Consider the following 17,567-nt stretch of genomic DNA (forward strand, 5'->3'; position numbering starts at 1 on the left):
ATGATAAAAATGATCATCACTATGAAAAAGTACTTGATAAGAAATGGTTTTCGGTTCTTGTCAGTTTGGCTGTTTATGGGATGCTCAAGTGATGACGGATCCGATACGATCAACCCAATTGATTCCCCTGACTCATTACCTGCTTTCAGAACAGTGGTCTCAGATCTAAGTGTTCCATGGGAAATGCTTTGGGGTTCTGATGACTTTCTATGGGTCACTGAGCGCAGTGGGCGTGTCAACCGGATTAATCCTGAGACAGGTGATCGATCGGTGATCGCCAACCTGACAAGTATAGTGGAACAAAGCGGTGACAGTGGACTGTTAGGGATGGCACTTAATCCCGATTTTCCCAATAATCCCTTTGTATACGTGGTTTACACTTATAGGGACGCTGGCAATTTCAACGCCCGCCTGGTAAGGTATACCTATGCTGACGGGGGCATGGAAAACGAAACCATCCTTTTGAACAATATCCCTGCAAGTAGTCGACACAATGGCGCACGGATCGTGATCACACCAGACAACCATATCCTGATGACCACCGGAGATACTGGAAACCCAAGCCTTTCTCAAAACATAAACTCCTTAGCTGGTAAGCTGCTACGCTTAAACCTCGATGGCAGCATTCCTACGGACAATCCATATCCAAACAGCCATATTTATTCCATAGGTCATCGCAATGCACAGGGACTTATGGTTCATCCCAATGGCATGATCTATAGCTCCGAGCACGGTCCTACTACCGATGATGAGATCAACATCATTGAGGCAGGTAGCAATTACGGTTGGCCTGATGTACTTGGCACGATTGATAATCCGGACGAACAGGCGTTTGCTCTAAACACTCCCGTTATGGAGTCGATAGCCAACTGGACACCAAACATTGCACCATCAGATATCCTTTGGTATTCCAGCGAAAGAATACCTGCATGGAACAACCGATTGCTATTGGCCAGCCTCAGGGAACAAACGCTTTTTGCCCTAACACTGAGTGATGATGGTCGACAGGTTGTCGAAGAACAGCGCTACTTCGAAAGGGAATTTGGTCGGATACGTGATATTGTCATGGCACCAGATGGACGCTTATTTATTGCCACAAATGGAAGCTCATTCTCGGACACCAGTAACACACATCGCATCGTTGAGATAAACCGCTTACCAGACTAATGGCTCATGCATTGGCAGAATTGCGGCGCTATAGCTAAATTAACCTATGAGGCTATTCCAATCCCCACATGTTCGGCCATCTAACCATCGGTTCTACATAATCACCCAATGGGCTTATCTCATTGGGTTTTGTGGTCATATCATGGCCTATTTCATGTTTGAGCAAATGGGTATCATTGAAATGGTCAGGGTTAACATGTTTTTCAGTATTCCTACCTTTTTGATTGCCTTTCTATTGAACAGAAAAGGGCATCACAACACGGCTTTTGCTCTTGCTTTTATGGAACTTTGGTTACACCAAATTCTTAGTACCTATTATGGAGGATGGGACATTGGAGCCCATTTTTGGCTCATCTATCTGTGCGGTTTGGTTTTTTTTAATCCGGCCTGGAAAAACCATGTTCAAATAACCCTGATGCTTTTTGTCCTTGCCAGTTACGTTTTAATGTTCTACTGGTTCAAAAATGGAATTTATAATCTTGAGGCCAATTTGCTTGAAAGCAACTCCTTGAGTAGCGCATTGATCTGCATGATAATTATATCCCTGTTGATCAATTACTATTCACGTGCGGCCAACAAAGCTGAGTTGTTACTCACGAAAGAAAAAGATAAGACCACTCAAATGTTGGACCGAGTGGAATCTTTGTTTGGACAGCAGGTCTCTTCTGAAATTGCCCGGGAACTGATCTCCGGAGCGGTAGATTTTGGCAGTAAACACTATGAAGTGAGTATTTTATTCATGGATATTCGAGACTTTACCGTGTTTGCCGATTCCAATGATCCATCCCAGGTAGCCTCATTTCAAAATACGGTATTCAGTGAGATCATAGATATTGTCAGGGAAAACGAAGGAGTCGTGCTTCAGATTTTGGGAGATGGGATCATGGCTGTCTTTGGTGCACCCAATGTTTATCGCGATCACGCCAGTAAGGCGGTAAATTCCGGGCTGCAAATTGTGCAAAGAACGTCGGAATTGGGAAGGAGTGGAAAGATCCCCAAAATCAGGGTGGGTATAGGTATTCATTCGGGTCAGGTCATTGCTGGTAATGTGGGCAATGCCTCACGCAACTTTTACTCACTGACAGGTAAAAATGTGATCATCGCCGCCCGAATTGAGCAACTCAATAAAGTCCATCAAAGTCAACTCCTGATTTCGTCAGCTACATATGAAGCATTAGATGCTAAACCTGAAGCTCACGATTTGGGACTGACTTCCTTAAAAGGAATTGGGGATGAAATAAGGATCTACAAGCTTGAATAAACTCAAAAGCAGCAGGCAAAGCTGAATATGTGTTAGACAATCAGGGGTTCGTGTTTACGCACTCGATTCACTAGAAATAATTTTGAAAAAAAAGATGAGTGATCCTATAATTCATTCTAAAACGATAGCCGAAATTAGGACAGTTTTTGGCCTTGGGAAACCTACACACCCGCTGATTACTATTCTCGATACCAGGAAGCTGGCCTATGGAGAGGAAACCGTGGGAAAACGTTTCTCATCAGATTTATACTGTGTCGCTCTGAAAGATTCGCGCTGTGGCATTGATTACGGACGAAATTCATACGACTTTGATGATGGGGTATTGATCTTTACCGCTCCTGACCAGGTAATCACCGTTACCAAACCTCAACAACTCAATGAGGTAGAGGGTTGGATGCTTTATTTCCATCGAGATCTGATCAGAAACACTTCGCTTGGCGAGAAAATAGATGCTTACAGTTTTTTCAATTATGAAGTTCACGAAGCCCTGCACCTTTCTGAACTGGAGCAAAACATCCTTAATCAAATTATTGGACTGATCCAGCATGAAATCAAGGAACGAATAGATAATCATAGTCAACAGGTGTTGGTCTCAAATATTGAATTGATGCTGAATCACAGTGTTCGATTCTATGAGAGACAATTCAACACGCGTTCTGCCAGCAACCTTGATGTTGTTTCTAAGGTAGAGTCGCTACTAAAAAAGTATTATGTGGAAAATGTACTTATCGAGAGGGGGCAACCTACCATTCAATACCTGGCAGAAAATTGCCACCTCTCACCGAGTTATCTGAGTGACCTGCTTGCCAAGGAGACTGGTCGTTCCGCCAAGGACCACATCAATGATTTTCTGGTAGATAAAGCCAAACAATTGCTATTGAGCAGAAGCGATTCAGTAAGCAGCATTGCGTATAGATTGGGATTTAATTATCCCCATTATTTTGCCCGGCTGTTCAAACAAAAAACAGGTAAGAGCCCACAGGAATACAGACAGTTGAATTAGATCAAGAGGATGCTAAAGCCCCCCTTTTTCTTTCTGCGATTTGTGTTTAAGCTTCCTTTTTCCGTGTTGATTTAGCTAAAAAAGCTACAGGACATTTGTGTATCACTAAATAGCAACAAAATCACAGACATGAAAAAGACCATCTTAATTACCGGGGCGAGCAGTGGAATCGGAAAAGCCACAGCCATTCACTTTCAAAACAGCGGTTGGAACGTCATTGCCACCATGCGGAATCCTGAAAAAGAAACGGAGCTAAATCAATTAGCGCATGTAATGGTAGAAAAATTGGATGTTCTCGATTTGGAATCTATTCACCTGGCAATCCAAAGTGGTATCGAGAAATTCGGAAAGATTGATGCCCTGGTAAATAATGCGGGGTATGGTGCTTATGGACCGTTGGAATCTTTTCCACGGGAAAATATCATCAGACAGTTCAATACCAACGTCATTGGCTTGATAGATGTGACTCGGTCAGTTATCCCCCACTTTAGAGCAAACAAAACAGGGGTCATCGTCAATATTTCATCCATCGGAGGACAAATGACATTCGCATTGGGTTCACTCTATCACGGAACCAAATTTGCAGTTGAGGGTATTTCAGAATCGCTCCATTATGAAATGGAACAAATTGGTGTCAAGGTCAAAATTGTGGAGCCAGGGTTCATTGCCACTGATTTCGGCAGTCGTTCCTTTGACTTTCAGGCAGGTGAGGTTAGTGATTATCAGCCTATCATCAACGCAATAATGAAACAATGGCAAAACCCGGACAATACGGTTTCTCCATCAAGTCTGGTGGCCCATGTTATTTATAATGCTGTGACCGATGGAACTGATCAACTTAGGTACAGGGCTGGAGATGATGCCCATTTCTTACTTGACACTAGAAAGAAAATGGCCGATGGTGAGTTCATTTCCATGATGAAAGGTCAATTGGGATTGTAAATCCTTGTCAGCGTGGTAATCTGTCCGAATATGTTAAAAACAAATTAGAAATAATCAATTAATCTAAGCGCTATGAAACGATTGAATATATTATCCCTCGCAATCACGTTGATGGTATGCTCCTGTGGACCTACTTTACAAAAGCAAAATAATGTAGCGGAAACTGCTCCAGAAAAACAATATAAGTTCCAGGTACTGTACCCACAGCCGACCGATGCCACTCAATTCAACCGGGATTATGCAAGGCACCTTGTCCTGTTGGATTCGTTAATGGGTTATTCCCAACAGGGAAAACCCTATTACATCACCAAAATGAATCAAGAAGTATTTGGCAACCTTGCGCCATACTACCAGATGTTCACCATGGCTTTTGAAACGCGGGAGGAACTTGAGGCTACCATCAATTCAAAAGAAATGGAAGTAGCAGGAAAAGATGCCTTGAGAATATCCTCCGGGGGAGCTCCGATCGTCTTGATCGGACGTGATGAATAGCCATATACAACCCGCATAGCTTGCCATTTTGCAATCACAGTCATTATCGCTGTTTTGCAGACACTTTACGAAAGTGGAGTATTCGTTCAAGTCGTCATTTTCTGTACTGGAATACCAGAATAACGATGAAATGATAAGAGGTCCCGGGCATGTGCAGGGACGAATACTAATAAAATGCTATAACCATGAGTCAATTTGATAATAGTTTATCGGATCTTTCGAATTGCATATTTAAGTTGAAAAGGGATTTAATAAGAAAGACACGGACAATAGATAAGATCAGCTTCATCAACAATCACGTACTAAGAACCCCTGTGACTTCTATACAAGGCTTACTATACCTCCTTGAAACACTTAACCACAAGGAAGAAGTATGGCAACTGATAGGGTTACTTCGAAAACAGGTTGAAGATTTGGATAAAGTCACTCGAAAGATCAACCAATCCACCTCTTTAGAGGATTACTAAGAAAATTCAATGGTGCAAAAACCTGAAAAACATTTTAACTCCATCCATTCCTTCAATTAAAAAAAGAACTGGAGGAAACAAGATACAGGCACAACATGAGGCTGTAAACTCATCCAGGGATTTAAATGATTTCGATCTTCCATGACTTGTGTTCTACCTTCCTGTTTCTGTGTTCATCAAACCTCTGACCCTATTCGAATTTTGCTGAATTGGATTAAAAAAATGATGATGAAAAAATTTAATTACTCACTTCTACTGGCGATCATTTCAATCGGACTTATTTCATGTTCCGAAGACGATTCGGTTACTCCTAATATCATAGATTCCGGACAAATCGGCGAGAGTTCCTACCGAATAAGTGAACTTGGAGAGAACCACCATAGTATTTATACAGAGATTGTGATTGAAGCATCTGCTTCTGAAGTCTGGAGTGTACTTACGGACTGGGATAATTACACGCTGGGTGATGGTGAGGGATGGAGTACTACATTTCTAGGACTTGAACTTATAGAGGGTAATGCGATTGAGGATGGAGCAATTGTCGACGCTTATCTCTTCTTTGAAGGCTTTGGAAATGGTCCTTATAGACACACCTTAATTTATCGTGACGGAATTGAATTCGGTTGGTCTGACCCAGTTGCTGGCTCAGATCAAATTACCGATAATCATATTTATCGAGTGGAAGAAATTTCAGCTACTCAAACGAGATTCATTCAAACCGATGAGTACATGGGAGTAGATGCCAACGGCTTTTTCACGACGGAGACACTGGCTTTAAATGGAATCTTTCACTTCAACACATTTAATAACGAATTAAAGGCCGAAGTTGAACGATAGTTGCATCGTGTGTTCGCATGAAAAAGGTAAATGAGATAAAATAGCATATATGAATTACTGGAGCAAGTGGTGTTCTCCTGGATGATAGGAAGATATCCTCCGGGGGAGCTCCAGTAGTTTTAATCGGGTTAAGAGAATAGCTTTTCTCTAATCATCGAATAATACAGCGTTCTATTGGATCGAACTGCGAAAAAGCTGTGTTTCAACTAGTTTTGAATAAAATCAGGGCGCGATTAATGTGAACGCTAAAAAGGCAGACATAGGTTTGCCTTTTTTTTGAATCACAAAAGCTCAATTACAATTCCCAAAACAAACCCTTACTTATATTAGCCCCTCTCATTTCTTCAACTGTCAACTTTCAAATTCATCTAAATGAACGGTCCAGATAAAAACACCCAATTTCCGCTCGAGGGATACAATCGACTATGTTTTCTTAAGAACATCATCAAGAATCCACAGATCATTGTTGGCGATTACACGTATTATGATGATTTTGAGGACGTTAGCAACTTCGAGAAAAACGTTAAATATCTTTTCGATTTTGTAGGTGATCAACTCATCATAGGAAAGTTCTGCATGATTGCATCCGATGTTACCTTCATCATGAATGGAGCTAATCACCTTTCTGATTCAATATCTTCTTATCCATTTGCTGTTTTCGGTCAAGGTTGGGATAACGCCATGGAAGGCAAAACTTATCCCAATAAGGGGAATACCGTGGTGGGAAATGACGTTTGGATCGGTTATAATGCCACGATCATGCCCGGAGTGAGTATTGGAAATGGAGCCATCATCGCCAGTAATGCTACGGTAACAAAAGACGTACCTCCATATACCATTGTCGGTGGAAATCCAGCACAAACCATTCGGAAGCGATTCCCTGATGCAACAATTAAACGTTTACAAGAAATCTGTTGGTGGGACTGGCCCATTGAAAGGATCACTCGCAATGTGCGTCATCTAACCGGCGGAGCAATAGATGCCCTGGAAGATTGAATGCCCTCTCGCTGATTGTTATTTACTATGATTAGTTGGGGGCAATGCTCTTAAGTTAAGGTCACTCCGCTTCCACGTACGGCCAGGGGAGTCTTAGCTAAAACTGTTATGTTGATTACCGATTTTCAAAGATTCCATTCCTGGAATGACTTCTGTAAATTAAAATTTCAACCTTGACTTAAGCGCATTGTCGTTGGGGTGGTGGTAGTTGAATTTCGCGTGGTTTACCCGTATTTCTATGGTGAGCAATCAGCTAATAATCCATTTTCTGTAAAAAAAGCAAAAATTTGACTGACTGGTCGTTACCCCAGAGGTCACTACCTTTGGTGAAACTCAAAGCCCCACCCTCCTATGGTTACCTTTCACCGCCTTATTTTGTTTGCTCTGAACCTTCATACGTTAAAAGACTTTTATACACGTCATTTTGGTATGGAGGTAACCGAAGAGATTCCTGGTGAATGGGTCGTTCTACGTAGTTCCGGGGCCGAAATCGCCTTGCACAAAATCGGTGAGGCTTATTTCGATCCGGAGGAACCTTTCAACGCCAGCAGCAATACGAAAATGGTGTTTATGATCGATGAGGATATGGTACAGTTCCGACAAAAACTGATGGACAGTCATGTCGAAATGAGGGAGATCTTCGCTTCCGGCACCCCTAAATACTTCTATTGCGACGGGGAAGACCCGGAAGGTAATGTTTTCCAATTAATGCAAAAAGCTCCAAAATAGTTAAGAGTCAGTGAAGTCGAGAGCCGCGTCTGCATAGCTCAATCTACGTTCCCTACGACTGTCCAAGTCACATGAGTATCACGCAAAACCAAAGGACATAGTAAGCCCTTCGTGTTGTAGGCAGAAGACAAAATGTCCACCTTTCGGATGAGCAAAGCTCAATAGGTTTTCACAATAACTCGACCAATCAACCAGGGATTATCGGGTCAAGCCTTGAACCCGACTTTGACATGCGCACCGTCACAATACGGTTTGTTCGCAGATTGTCCGCACCTGCAGAAAGCAGTGGTTTTGTTTTTCTTCTCCACCCTTCCATCCTTATGGGTCACTTTTAAGGTACCATACACCAGCAAAGGACCATTTTCCATCACCTCTACCTTGGTCTCCAGCGATTCGACCTCCATTGTATCTTCTCCATTCATGAAATAAGATAACGCCCCGGAGGGACATTTGGCAATCTGAGCTTTGATCTCATCCGTGGTAGCATTTTCTACCTTGATCCAGGGCTTCTCTTTCGGGTTATAAACCTTCGGTAGGGTTTTTACGCATTCCTCAGCATGGATACACAACTTCGGTTTCCATACCACCGTCAGTTCTCCGTTAGAATATTCTTTTACGATTTCTTTATCCATAACATTATTCAATATTAATTCCTTTCATAACTAATCTCTTCCACTCCGGATGGCGTTTGAGGTAAAGCGCTACAAAAGGGCAAAGCGGGACCAATGTAAGGCCTTTTTGCTCAATATCTTCCAACGCTAATCTTACAATGGCAGACCCCAAACCTTTCCCTTCCATCGATTTAGGAACCTCCGTATGTGTCAAAAAAATCCTATCCTGAGCCAGGATGTATTCAATTCTCAGCACCGCTTCATCCGTATGCACCTCATACTGCTTTCGTGCTTCATTGTTGATCAATTGATATTCCATCATCTCCTTTCGATTCCTTGGTGAATATAAACTGCAAGTAACTTAAGCCTTATTTTGTTCTACTACCTATTGTGTTTTTCATTATAGCGCTATCCGAATTTGGAGCCAGGGGTGGTCCAGAGCGGGTCAATGCCATTAAGTTAAGATTCGTCATAATACGTCATTTTTACCTTGCGCCGGTAATTGATAAATTAATTGAGATATGATATCTTACATGAATTACCTAAACCACCTAGACTCATGAAAATCAACTTATTCATCTCCCATGTGCTCATTGGGTTGGGCATACTTGCCTTGCAAGGATGCCCTGAACCTGACAAAAAACCTGCAAAGGTTTCTTACGCCTACGAAGACCTGTCCACCTCGGAACCAAAAGCCGTTTTGCCCACCGGATCTTCGTCCATCCAAAACCTTCAATTGACTTCCGTTGGAGGCATGACCTACGATCAGACAAAAAAGGGTTGGGATCTAAAAAACACAGGGAAAAACAAAGTGGTTTTTCAGGTGAACCTGAATCAGCCTACTAATCTGCAGATTGCCATTCAGGCTAATTTTGAAGATCCTGTTCAGGTAAGCTCGAATGGCTTTTACGCCGAAGTAAATGGTCGCGAGAGACTTCAGTTCTCCACCTTTGAAAGCTACGATTACGAAACCAACCTCATGGCGCTTCAGATTCCGGAAAGCTACACCCAATCAGAAGACAACATCATCAAGATTTATGAGGTTTACGATCAGCAAAGTGCCGTACATATCAGGAAAGTCCTGTTCTTACCGCAAAAGATCACCAGCTCTGACGGGGTATTGACTACCACGCTTTATACCCAGTTTGGAGAAACCGATCTGGTCAAAGGTACCGTCGCGGGGGCCATTTGGACACGGGCTTATGGCCTGAGTGAAACCATGGAAATGATCCCCGGGCCTACACTTTACTACAATCCGGGAGACCTGCTGGAAGTTAACATCAAGAATCAATTGAACCCCGCTACAAGTCAGGCGCTTCAGGATTATCAGAAGATCATGGAGGATACGCTAAATCCGGACGAAGTGCTGGCAGGTGATGCCGTCCGAGGTGAGATCAATATCCCGCACAATCTGAACAATACCAACCTGCACGTCCATGGACTGCATGTAGATCCCTCTAAAGACGATGTAACCATTGTCATCGTACCGGAAGGTGAAAGCAACAAAGGATATGACGCTCCCCACTCCAATCACCCTGTTCGTAAGATCAAAGACCTGAATCAGTATTCTGTAGCCGATCAAAGCGTAAAAAAGGGAGACTGGCTGTACCAATACCGCATCCCCGAATTTCACCTCCCAGGTACCCACTGGTTTCACCCACACAAACACGGTTCTACCTCAGCTCAGGTAGAAAATGGGCTGGCAGGAACCATGGTGATCATGGAAAATAAAACCAACGCCATCGTTCCTTATCCCGGAGAAGCGAACAGTGTGGATAATGGCAAAAAGACTCAAAACGATTATAAATTGGATCACTGGAGAGGAAAACATGACCGGGTACTGACCATTCAGGAGATCACCAATTATGGGCTGCAATTTGGTAAGGGAAACGCACAAGGTAAAGTAGCTGACCCTAAAAATGGTAAGCAAATAGACCTCACGGTCAATGGTGAGGATAGTTTGGTCATCAGTATGCGGCCAGGGCAGCTGGAGCGCTGGCGACTGGTGAATGCCGGGACCAACCACCGGGCGTTCAGTCATGTCTGGCTAGGAAAAATAGTTGGAGCGGATTCTTCCTATCAGGTCGGCAAAAACAAAAACGGCAAGCCCATTTATGCACCAAAAGTACAATCCGCAGATATGTACATGGTGGCTACTGACGGCATTTCTCACGCGAAAAAGACCAAAGTAACAGCAAGCAAACCCGCGCTACTGGCTCCCGGTAATCGGACCGACTTTTTGGTTTCCCTGGAACAGGGCGACTACATCTTATTCAAAAATTATGCCCCACCTTATGGTTTGGTTTTGTTGGATAGTCTCGGCAATACCATCTACAAGTCGAATGATGAGACAACCCGCTTTAATCCGGCGCGTCTGGCGCTATTGGGCTATGACGATGCCTATTTGTTCAAACCAACTGGAACAACACCTGATAATTATATGGGATTCCAGCACCTTTGGAACGAATCAGAAGTGCCAACAAAGAAATCTGTGGTTCCTATCCTGAAAGTGAAGCCAACAGCAACTACTGATGGCGACTTTTTGGAAATGGATTTTAAAGTATCGGCCGAATTTGGTAGTGGTACAGGATTCACACCGGTGAACAACAATGATGGCGTCATTTCAGATGGTGAATTAATGTGGATCAACGTGAAAGGGACGCCTGTCAGTGGAAATGAATCACCGTACATGCCCAATAATGATTATCTGAGCAGGATCTCACCTGCGGCTCCTGACCAGGGGTTGAAGCCCCCTGCCTATGTCGCCCCGATCAATAATAACGATATCCTGCAATCCAGGCCGGTCATCTTTGATATTTCAGGTACTGCCGTGAAGGTGATTAACAATAATAATCCGGAGAATGCCATTACGGTGAATCAATTCACACTCAATGGAAGAGAATTCTTTTTGAACGATCCCATCGGAAATACCCACGCCAACGAAGATCATATCCAGAAAGGATATAAAAGCCCTGTTGATGATGAATACGCTAAAGACAGACGTAACATCACTCAGAAGTTGGAATATGTAAATGCCGTACCTATTCAGTGGAACACGAACAGAGTAGATGACCATTGGTATTACGTCAATCCGGGCTATTATCAAGACATCATGCTGGAGGAGGATAAAAAAACTTACGAGTTTGATGGCAAAGGAAAACCTAGTTGGTATGCCGTATCTGGCATTCCGAATAAGGACGATAAGCCTCAAATGGCCGTCGTGAACCCAAAAAACAGAAAAGCTGAAGTCAATAAAGGCAACATTCCCGGTCTGCCAATTGCGACTACTGCGGAAGAGTGGATACTGATCAATAACTCTGATGTAGGTCACCCATTTCACATCCACATCAATCCTTTCTTCATTGTAGAAGTGGGCCAGTTAGGATATGAAAACTATAAGATTGAAAGTAAGGGGGACACTATAGCCGATTGGTTCATGAGAGCGAAAACGGCCGAAGGTGGCGACTGGCCACAAAGGGATAAAAAACCTGCATTGGGTGCTAAAGAAAGTGCCATTCCAGGTACCATCTACAAAGGTGAAATTGATGTGGATGGCATCGTCGGCAACTGGTGGGATACCATAGTGGTCCCGGCCCATGGCTATGTAAAAGTCCGATACTGGATGAACGTGCCTGAGCAGTCCAATAATGAAGATATCAATAGGATCACGGTGACAGACGATGTGAATCGTACAGGTATATGGGTCTACCACTGTCACATCCTTCGCCATGAAGACCGGGGCATGATGATGCCAGTCATCACCAGACCTGGCGTAGAGAAATGAACGACGAGACCAAGATTTAATGATGCTGACAGGTGGCTATGCCACCTGTCTTTTTTTAACACAAATTATGCAATAAGTATCTTTTACCCATAAGGCAGACGAAAGCTCTTTTTAGGATTTACTACAAGAATCCATTTACGAACCTGTGAACCCATCATCTCTCTGAGGCGTATTTCATTGAGTTGAGACTATTGTTTTATTGTTGATTACTGAAACTTAACCAATTTGGATTTTTAATAGAGTTAAAGCTTAGTTTCTATTTCCTATGGTAAATAGCGGCAATTTCCTTTGTATACCACTCAGAATGAAAGTACGACGGCAATAAAATTGGAACTAAATACTTTGATGTTGCCAGTGCTCTTTTGATCTTAAGCCTCCAGTTGTCTCCACTTTCAATTCCTTCTTTATCCCTAAAAACCTTTACTTCCTTCCTCCCAGAGCCTCTTATAACTAATCTTGAAACAATGGCAGAAATAGCTCTTCCATCCATCTTTTTGGGGCGTTTTCCTCAGGTAGCTTGCAAATACATCATATTCGTATGCCATGCGTTCTGCTATTCAACTATTGAGCTAAAAAGCGTTTTAATGATTTTCAGGTTTGTAAGGGGCTTTTTACTCAAGAATTAAACATGATATATAAATGTCATTCTTCCATTTGGTGAATCTGGATCTTCCGGTGTATTTGCATTCCCACTGCGATGCATTGCCCATGTTCCACTGTTACTAGGGTGAAAAGTCCAGTGTTGGGGCAAAGCACGACCCTTAAGTATGTTTGAACCTAAGTTAGTTAGTCCTTGAGGGTCTTTTGGTCCTCGATTTTGCTTTGTTTTAACACCTGCCATCCAAGCAGCGTATGCAGCTAATGCTCTGGCAACGAAATTGTCGACGAGGACTTCTTCAGGATGATCAACGATTGGAATGGGACCAGGTCGTTGCTGTCCTGTGGTCAGAAAACCACCGGCTGCTATTATCTCCAGTCGTTTATTATGGAGTGGCGTATCAACCGCAAACGACTCCCACTCATGGTCAGCGCTATACATAGTTCTGTTTGCATTCGCATAATTGTGAGTTTGGCTTGCAGCACTCCACAATTGATCGTATTCATTCCATAGCGTTAACCAGGCAGGTGCAATAATTTTCCTGCGTCCATTAGCAGGTTCAATATATCCATTGTCCTCAACATGGGTAACGAATCCATAAGTTGGATAAAACTCATCAGAAAGTTTTTTATGGTGGATTTCTCCATCTGAGACCCATTTACCCTTTTCTATTCCAGCCAGTTGAAAAGGTTGCATCTGTTGAGTTGAATTATTGTCAACCTTTGCATGAAGCTGAGCAGCTTGTTTCACTTGAGAGGAACTGATAACCATATCTTGCAGCTTTCTTTGAGCAACAGCGTCTGGCCGATTATCAACAAATCCAATACCTGGTTTTCCAATACTTTTCTTCTGACCAACAGATTTAGCAATCGCTCTATTTTTATTCTCTTTCGGCTTTTCTACTTGTTCATACATATTCATCTGTTTTTAATATGTTCTACATTGGTCAGATGTAATTCGCCATTTTCACATAATCTTTGTTTAACAAATTTGTGCGGGTTCATTTCAAACCTTTCAATTTGTTTCTGGTGTTTGTCATAGGCTTTTTCTATGCCTTTAACATCAATAATAAGAACACCTCGGTGCATTTATCCACCTTATACATTCAGATGCCAAGTTTTCTAATTTCCAGCAACAAATGCGTTCTTAAGCATTTGTTGTCGATAATAAGTTCACCCTCATTTTATCTACAATATAACCCCTACCCCTTCAATCACCAACCCATTTCATGCAAAAATTAGACCCCTCAGCACACCTTACCCTCCTTTTCTCATGGTCTCCAGCACTTTTTATAAATGGATCAAGCTCTCGGGAACACACAAATCCGGGCTAGCACCGAATAACGCACCTTTATTTTGAGACGGGGTAATGGATTATGAACCTAAAATGTCCCTCCAACTGGGAACAAGCCATTTTAAAACTAGCTTTCTAAAGTGCAATCGATGATTGAGATGCACTTGGCAAGAAGAATACTGATAACTTAAACCACAACTTCCTCACCTTCTCTAGCCAAGAAACAATTCTTGAATCTCTGTTGGCAATCTCTTTCAATTTCTCTGAGGAAAACGTCATCATGGTCCGGATCATGATGAGTGATATACAGATTTTTGGCACCTGACTTTTCAGCTACTTCCATGGCCTGGCTGAAACTGCTGTGGCCCCATCCTCTGTGTTCCTGCAGCTCCTTGTCTGTATATTGGGCTTCATGGATCAGTAGGTCCGCACCTTCACAAAAAGTCACAAAATCCTCATCTAAGGTTTCTCCATGCTCAAAATCCGTACTGATTACGACGGTCTTGCCGTAACCGGATAACTTAAAACTATAAGCATCTCCCGGATGGTTGTTTTTGTAATAGGTAAACGTCACCTTGTTATCTAATGACAACAATTTCTGAAAGTCCTCATTTGTAAAAAAACACATGTTGGAACCCATGTTTTCCAACTGAACTGGAAAGAACTCACTATGCATTTGCTTTTCAAAAACATTCTCCAACTTTTTGGTTTCATCGGCCAAATAATGAGGCGAGAAGATCGCAATTTTCTGATCTGGCAGGTATGCAGGTATGAAAAAGGGTAAACCCTGGATATGGTCCCAATGGAAATGGCTAAAGTGGATCAGTATATTCTCCTTCCGCGGTATATTGCCACTCATCATGTCTTTTCCCAATTGTCGAATTCCAGTTCCAGCATCAAAAATGATTGAGGTTCCGTGGTGCTTGTCTCCTGCCAGCAATTCCAAATAAAAGCAAGTGGTATTACCTCCAAATTCACTCATTGCAGGTTCGCATATGGGAATAGAACCACGCACACCATAAAATTTTATTTTCCAAACCGCATCATTCATATGTAAAATCTATCATTTTGTTCCCAAATCTGAATAAGCATCAGGTAAAGCGTTCAAGTTGGGAGTTTGTTCAGCATCTTTGACTTTTCAAATTTGATCAACACTTTGAATTGTCTCGACAGGTTAATCAACGATCAAGCGTATAGTACTTTAACAGGGACTTTTATGCTTAGTTAACAAGAGTAGGCATGAGGAAACTTCGATCACCCTGACTTGTAATTTCTGCGTGAGGTATGGATCAGCATGAATGCAATCAGAATCGTCTGGGAGGTTCCAAAGGTCAAACGTGTAAATCGACCCCCTTGGGCTAGGTATCAAAATTAGTTTAAGTCATTGTACACATATCTAGTCCAATTCCATCCTCGATTTTGCTAATTTCTGCGAAATGGATAGTTACTTCTTTGATATGGATAAGTACCAGTTGCAACCAATTTCTAATTTTCCCCAATCAATATGAGTGAGATCATTCACATCAAAAGCCTTGATCAGTTCTATGCCGGAATGAAGGCTCCCAAACCGCCCCACCCTTTGATTTCAGTCATCAGAAAGTGGCCTAAAATGGACTTTGATTCAAGTAATCTGAAAATGGTAAGTGATCTCTATTACATGGGTATGAAAACTCACGTGACTGGAGGATTCAAATACGGACGAGGCGTGTATGATTACGAAGAGGGGACGCTTGTATTCATTGGAGCTGGGCAAGTATACTCCCTGTCAAATCAGAAGCCAGATGCACAGATGGAGGGTTGGACGATCATGTTCCATCCTGACCTGATCAGAAAGTATGAGCTAGGGAAGAAAATCAAAAATTACTCTTTCTTTCGTTACGAAATCAGTGAGGCGCTACACCTTCCGCTAGAAGAACGTCAATTCTTAAGTGCACTCGTCGATTCTATCGAAAGAGAAATCATTGACAATAAAGATCAGCACGCAGAAGAGCTCATCGTGCAAAATCTTTCTACGATTTTGATGTACTGTGATCGCTATTATGGCAGTCAATTTCATAGAAGAAGTCAGACCAATGAAGATGTAGTCACGAAATTTCAGGATTTCCTTGAAGTGTATTTCAACTCATCGGAATTGAGTGAAGCTGGGCTCCCATCGATAGATACATGTGGTAAAGAGCTCAACATGTCCGGTGCCTATCTAAGTGATCTATTGAGGATACAAACAGGTAAAAGTGCTAAGGATCACATCCATGGATATTTGATTGAACAGGCGAAAAACAAATTGCTTAACTCAAGGACTCCAGTCACGCATATAGCGCTTGGCTTTGGATTCAAGTATCCTCAAAACTTCACTAAACTCTTCAAAGCGAAAACCGGACTAAGTCCAAATGAATACAGAAAAACCAATGAATAAATGATCCTATGAAAAAAACGGCCTTCGATATCACCGAGAACAAAGACTTAAAGGGAAAAGTATTTCTTATCACCGGAGCCTATTCTGGACTTGGCGCAGCCACAACGAAGGCACTACTCAAAGCCAGGGCCAATGTAATCGGGACTGGACGAAATGCCAAATCACAGGCCGAATTCACAAAAGAACTAAAGGAAGACGCCTCGATTCCTTTTGAAGAAGGACAGCTCGACATGTCCCAAACAATGGACTTAAGAGACCTGTCTTCTGTCAGGAATTTTACCCAGTATGTCAAAGGCAAATACAAACAAATCGATTGCCTTATCAATAATGCTGGCGTCATGTTTACGCCTCCAGGTAAAACAAAAGATGGATTCGAAACACAATTTGGAACCAATGTGATCGGCCATTTTCTCCTTGCTAAACTATTGGCCGATATCACCAACCGCCAGGTTTGGCTATCCTCAAAGGGACATACGAGGTTGGGTGCTCCTCGAATCGATCTTGATCAAGTTAAAGAAGTAGACGATTCCAATTATGATACAACCTGGCGCTATCAGCAAGCCAAACTGGGAAATATTCTGCTAGCAAAACAGTTCAATTTGGAGTTTCCTAACCTGGTATCTGCATCAGTTCATCCGGGATTGGTACAAACAAACCTCGGCCGATCCATGAAGCTCAGTCAAAAACTACGCTTCATGATCACCAATCCTCTGATGATGATGAGCATGCAAAATGCGGAACAAGGTGCATCAACACAGGTAATGGTTGCCACCATGCCCGAAAAGGAATTGGTAAAAGGAGCTTATTACGCTGATTGTCAGGTCTCCGAAGAGGCTGAAAGTGCCAAAAACATGGATGATGCGAAAAAACTGTTCGATTACTGCGATACTGTGACCAGTAGTTTCCAATCATAGCTCTGCTAATCCTTTTGGAAAGGTCACTAACCATCAGGTTTTAGTCCTCAATCATTGATT

17 protein-coding genes are annotated in these 17,567 nt (G+C 42.5%); 12 read left to right on the forward strand and 5 right to left on the reverse strand.

Going from position 1 to position 17,567, the window contains the following annotated elements:
- Nucleotides 1–21 precede the first annotated feature (21 nt).
- The 9 genes from R8G66_11505 (at nucleotide 22) to R8G66_11545 (ending at nucleotide 7,894) form a co-directional block, all read left to right on the forward strand.
- Nucleotides 22–1,167 carry a PQQ-dependent sugar dehydrogenase gene (locus R8G66_11505; protein ID MDW3192987.1) on the forward strand — a complete coding sequence of 382 codons (1,146 nt, stop codon included), beginning with the start codon at nucleotides 22–24 and terminating at the stop codon, nucleotides 1,165–1,167.
- A 46-nt stretch (nucleotides 1,168–1,213) separates the two neighbouring features.
- Nucleotides 1,214–2,428, forward strand: a complete 1,215-nt coding sequence (locus R8G66_11510) for an adenylate/guanylate cyclase domain-containing protein (GenBank protein MDW3192988.1) — start codon at nucleotides 1,214–1,216, stop codon at nucleotides 2,426–2,428.
- A gap of 94 nt (nucleotides 2,429–2,522) precedes the next feature.
- Nucleotides 2,523–3,431 carry a helix-turn-helix transcriptional regulator gene (locus tag R8G66_11515; protein ID MDW3192989.1) on the forward strand — a complete coding sequence of 303 codons (909 nt, stop codon included), beginning with the start codon at nucleotides 2,523–2,525 and terminating at the stop codon, nucleotides 3,429–3,431.
- A 129-nt stretch (nucleotides 3,432–3,560) separates the two neighbouring features.
- Nucleotides 3,561–4,373, forward strand: coding sequence for an SDR family oxidoreductase (locus R8G66_11520; GenBank protein ID MDW3192990.1), 813 nt, complete (start codon nucleotides 3,561–3,563; stop codon nucleotides 4,371–4,373).
- Between the two features lie 72 nt (nucleotides 4,374–4,445).
- Nucleotides 4,446–4,865, forward strand: a complete 420-nt coding sequence (locus R8G66_11525; GenBank protein MDW3192991.1) for an EthD family reductase — start codon at nucleotides 4,446–4,448, stop codon at nucleotides 4,863–4,865.
- A gap of 185 nt (nucleotides 4,866–5,050) precedes the next feature.
- Nucleotides 5,051–5,332 carry a hypothetical protein gene (locus R8G66_11530; GenBank protein MDW3192992.1) on the forward strand — a complete coding sequence of 94 codons (282 nt, stop codon included), beginning with the start codon at nucleotides 5,051–5,053 and terminating at the stop codon, nucleotides 5,330–5,332.
- Between the two features lie 222 nt (nucleotides 5,333–5,554).
- On the forward strand, nucleotides 5,555–6,169 hold the full coding sequence (locus R8G66_11535) for a hypothetical protein (protein ID MDW3192993.1): 615 nt from the start codon (nucleotides 5,555–5,557) through the stop codon (nucleotides 6,167–6,169).
- Nucleotides 6,170–6,541: 372 nt separating this feature from the next.
- Nucleotides 6,542–7,165: a CatB-related O-acetyltransferase gene (locus tag R8G66_11540; protein ID MDW3192994.1), complete on the forward strand. Its 624-nt coding sequence runs from the start codon at nucleotides 6,542–6,544 to the stop codon at nucleotides 7,163–7,165.
- A gap of 351 nt (nucleotides 7,166–7,516) precedes the next feature.
- The gene (locus R8G66_11545) at nucleotides 7,517–7,894 is read left to right on the forward strand and encodes a hypothetical protein (GenBank protein ID MDW3192995.1); all 378 of its coding nucleotides are present in this window, start codon (nucleotides 7,517–7,519) and stop codon (nucleotides 7,892–7,894) included.
- A 206-nt stretch (nucleotides 7,895–8,100) separates the two neighbouring features.
- On the opposite strand, the gene R8G66_11550 is transcribed toward R8G66_11545, so the two are convergent.
- Together R8G66_11550 and R8G66_11555 are read right to left on the reverse strand one after the other, a co-directional pair.
- Nucleotides 8,101–8,526 (reverse strand): (4Fe-4S)-binding protein, encoded by a 426-nt coding sequence (locus R8G66_11550; GenBank protein ID MDW3192996.1) that lies wholly within the window; start codon nucleotides 8,524–8,526, stop codon nucleotides 8,101–8,103.
- Between the two features lie 4 nt (nucleotides 8,527–8,530).
- Entirely contained in the window at nucleotides 8,531–8,827 is a 297-nt protein-coding gene (locus R8G66_11555) for a GNAT family N-acetyltransferase (GenBank protein ID MDW3192997.1), read from the reverse strand.
- A 237-nt stretch (nucleotides 8,828–9,064) separates the two neighbouring features.
- Between R8G66_11555 and R8G66_11560 the strand changes: the two genes are divergently transcribed.
- Nucleotides 9,065–12,289, forward strand: coding sequence for a multicopper oxidase domain-containing protein (locus R8G66_11560; GenBank protein ID MDW3192998.1), 3,225 nt, complete (start codon nucleotides 9,065–9,067; stop codon nucleotides 12,287–12,289).
- 256 nt (nucleotides 12,290–12,545) lie between these two features.
- On the opposite strand, the gene R8G66_11565 is transcribed toward R8G66_11560, so the two are convergent.
- The 3 genes from R8G66_11565 to R8G66_11575 form a co-directional block, all read right to left on the reverse strand.
- Nucleotides 12,546–12,779 carry a toll/interleukin-1 receptor domain-containing protein gene (locus R8G66_11565; GenBank protein MDW3192999.1) on the reverse strand — a complete coding sequence of 78 codons (234 nt, stop codon included), beginning with the start codon at nucleotides 12,777–12,779 and terminating at the stop codon, nucleotides 12,546–12,548.
- 132 nt (nucleotides 12,780–12,911) lie between these two features.
- On the reverse strand, nucleotides 12,912–13,802 hold the full coding sequence (locus R8G66_11570) for a hypothetical protein (protein MDW3193000.1): 891 nt from the start codon (nucleotides 13,800–13,802) through the stop codon (nucleotides 12,912–12,914).
- Between the two features lie 565 nt (nucleotides 13,803–14,367).
- Nucleotides 14,368–15,162, reverse strand: coding sequence for an MBL fold metallo-hydrolase (locus tag R8G66_11575; GenBank protein ID MDW3193001.1), 795 nt, complete (start codon nucleotides 15,160–15,162; stop codon nucleotides 14,368–14,370).
- A gap of 522 nt (nucleotides 15,163–15,684) precedes the next feature.
- Between R8G66_11575 and R8G66_11580 the strand changes: the two genes are divergently transcribed.
- Nucleotides 15,685–16,593: an AraC family transcriptional regulator gene (locus R8G66_11580; GenBank protein ID MDW3193002.1), complete on the forward strand. Its 909-nt coding sequence runs from the start codon at nucleotides 15,685–15,687 to the stop codon at nucleotides 16,591–16,593.
- Between the two features lie 8 nt (nucleotides 16,594–16,601).
- Nucleotides 16,602–17,507, forward strand: coding sequence for an SDR family NAD(P)-dependent oxidoreductase (locus R8G66_11585; GenBank protein ID MDW3193003.1), 906 nt, complete (start codon nucleotides 16,602–16,604; stop codon nucleotides 17,505–17,507).
- Nucleotides 17,508–17,567 lie beyond the last annotated feature (60 nt).

This window comes from Cytophagales bacterium (genome assembly GCA_033344775.1).
GTDB lineage: Bacteria > Bacteroidota > Bacteroidia > Cytophagales > Cyclobacteriaceae > JAWPMT01.

Excerpts from the sequence above, each read along its gene's own strand:
- R8G66_11505 (MDW3192987.1), top strand. The coding sequence starts at position 22 with ATGAAAAAGTACTTGATAAGAAATGGTTTTCGGTTCTTGTCAGTTTGG.
- R8G66_11510 (MDW3192988.1), top strand. The coding sequence starts at position 1,214 with ATGAGGCTATTCCAATCCCCACATGTTCGGCCATCTAACCATCGGTTC.
- R8G66_11515 (MDW3192989.1), top strand. The coding sequence starts at position 2,523 with ATGAGTGATCCTATAATTCATTCTAAAACGATAGCCGAAATTAGGACA.
- R8G66_11520 (MDW3192990.1), top strand. The coding sequence starts at position 3,561 with ATGAAAAAGACCATCTTAATTACCGGGGCGAGCAGTGGAATCGGAAAA.
- R8G66_11525 (MDW3192991.1), top strand. The coding sequence starts at position 4,446 with ATGAAACGATTGAATATATTATCCCTCGCAATCACGTTGATGGTATGC.
- R8G66_11530 (MDW3192992.1), top strand. The coding sequence starts at position 5,051 with ATGAGTCAATTTGATAATAGTTTATCGGATCTTTCGAATTGCATATTT.
- R8G66_11535 (MDW3192993.1), top strand. The coding sequence starts at position 5,555 with ATGATGATGAAAAAATTTAATTACTCACTTCTACTGGCGATCATTTCA.
- R8G66_11540 (MDW3192994.1), top strand. The coding sequence starts at position 6,542 with ATGAACGGTCCAGATAAAAACACCCAATTTCCGCTCGAGGGATACAAT.
- R8G66_11545 (MDW3192995.1), top strand. The coding sequence starts at position 7,517 with ATGGTTACCTTTCACCGCCTTATTTTGTTTGCTCTGAACCTTCATACG.
- R8G66_11550 (MDW3192996.1), bottom strand. The coding sequence starts at position 8,526 with ATGGATAAAGAAATCGTAAAAGAATATTCTAACGGAGAACTGACGGTG.
- R8G66_11555 (MDW3192997.1), bottom strand. The coding sequence starts at position 8,827 with ATGATGGAATATCAATTGATCAACAATGAAGCACGAAAGCAGTATGAG.
- R8G66_11560 (MDW3192998.1), top strand. The coding sequence starts at position 9,065 with ATGAAAATCAACTTATTCATCTCCCATGTGCTCATTGGGTTGGGCATA.
- R8G66_11565 (MDW3192999.1), bottom strand. The coding sequence starts at position 12,779 with ATGGATGGAAGAGCTATTTCTGCCATTGTTTCAAGATTAGTTATAAGA.
- R8G66_11570 (MDW3193000.1), bottom strand. The coding sequence starts at position 13,802 with ATGTATGAACAAGTAGAAAAGCCGAAAGAGAATAAAAATAGAGCGATT.
- R8G66_11575 (MDW3193001.1), bottom strand. The coding sequence starts at position 15,162 with ATGAGTGAATTTGGAGGTAATACCACTTGCTTTTATTTGGAATTGCTG.
- R8G66_11580 (MDW3193002.1), top strand. The coding sequence starts at position 15,685 with ATGAGTGAGATCATTCACATCAAAAGCCTTGATCAGTTCTATGCCGGA.
- R8G66_11585 (MDW3193003.1), top strand. The coding sequence starts at position 16,602 with ATGAAAAAAACGGCCTTCGATATCACCGAGAACAAAGACTTAAAGGGA.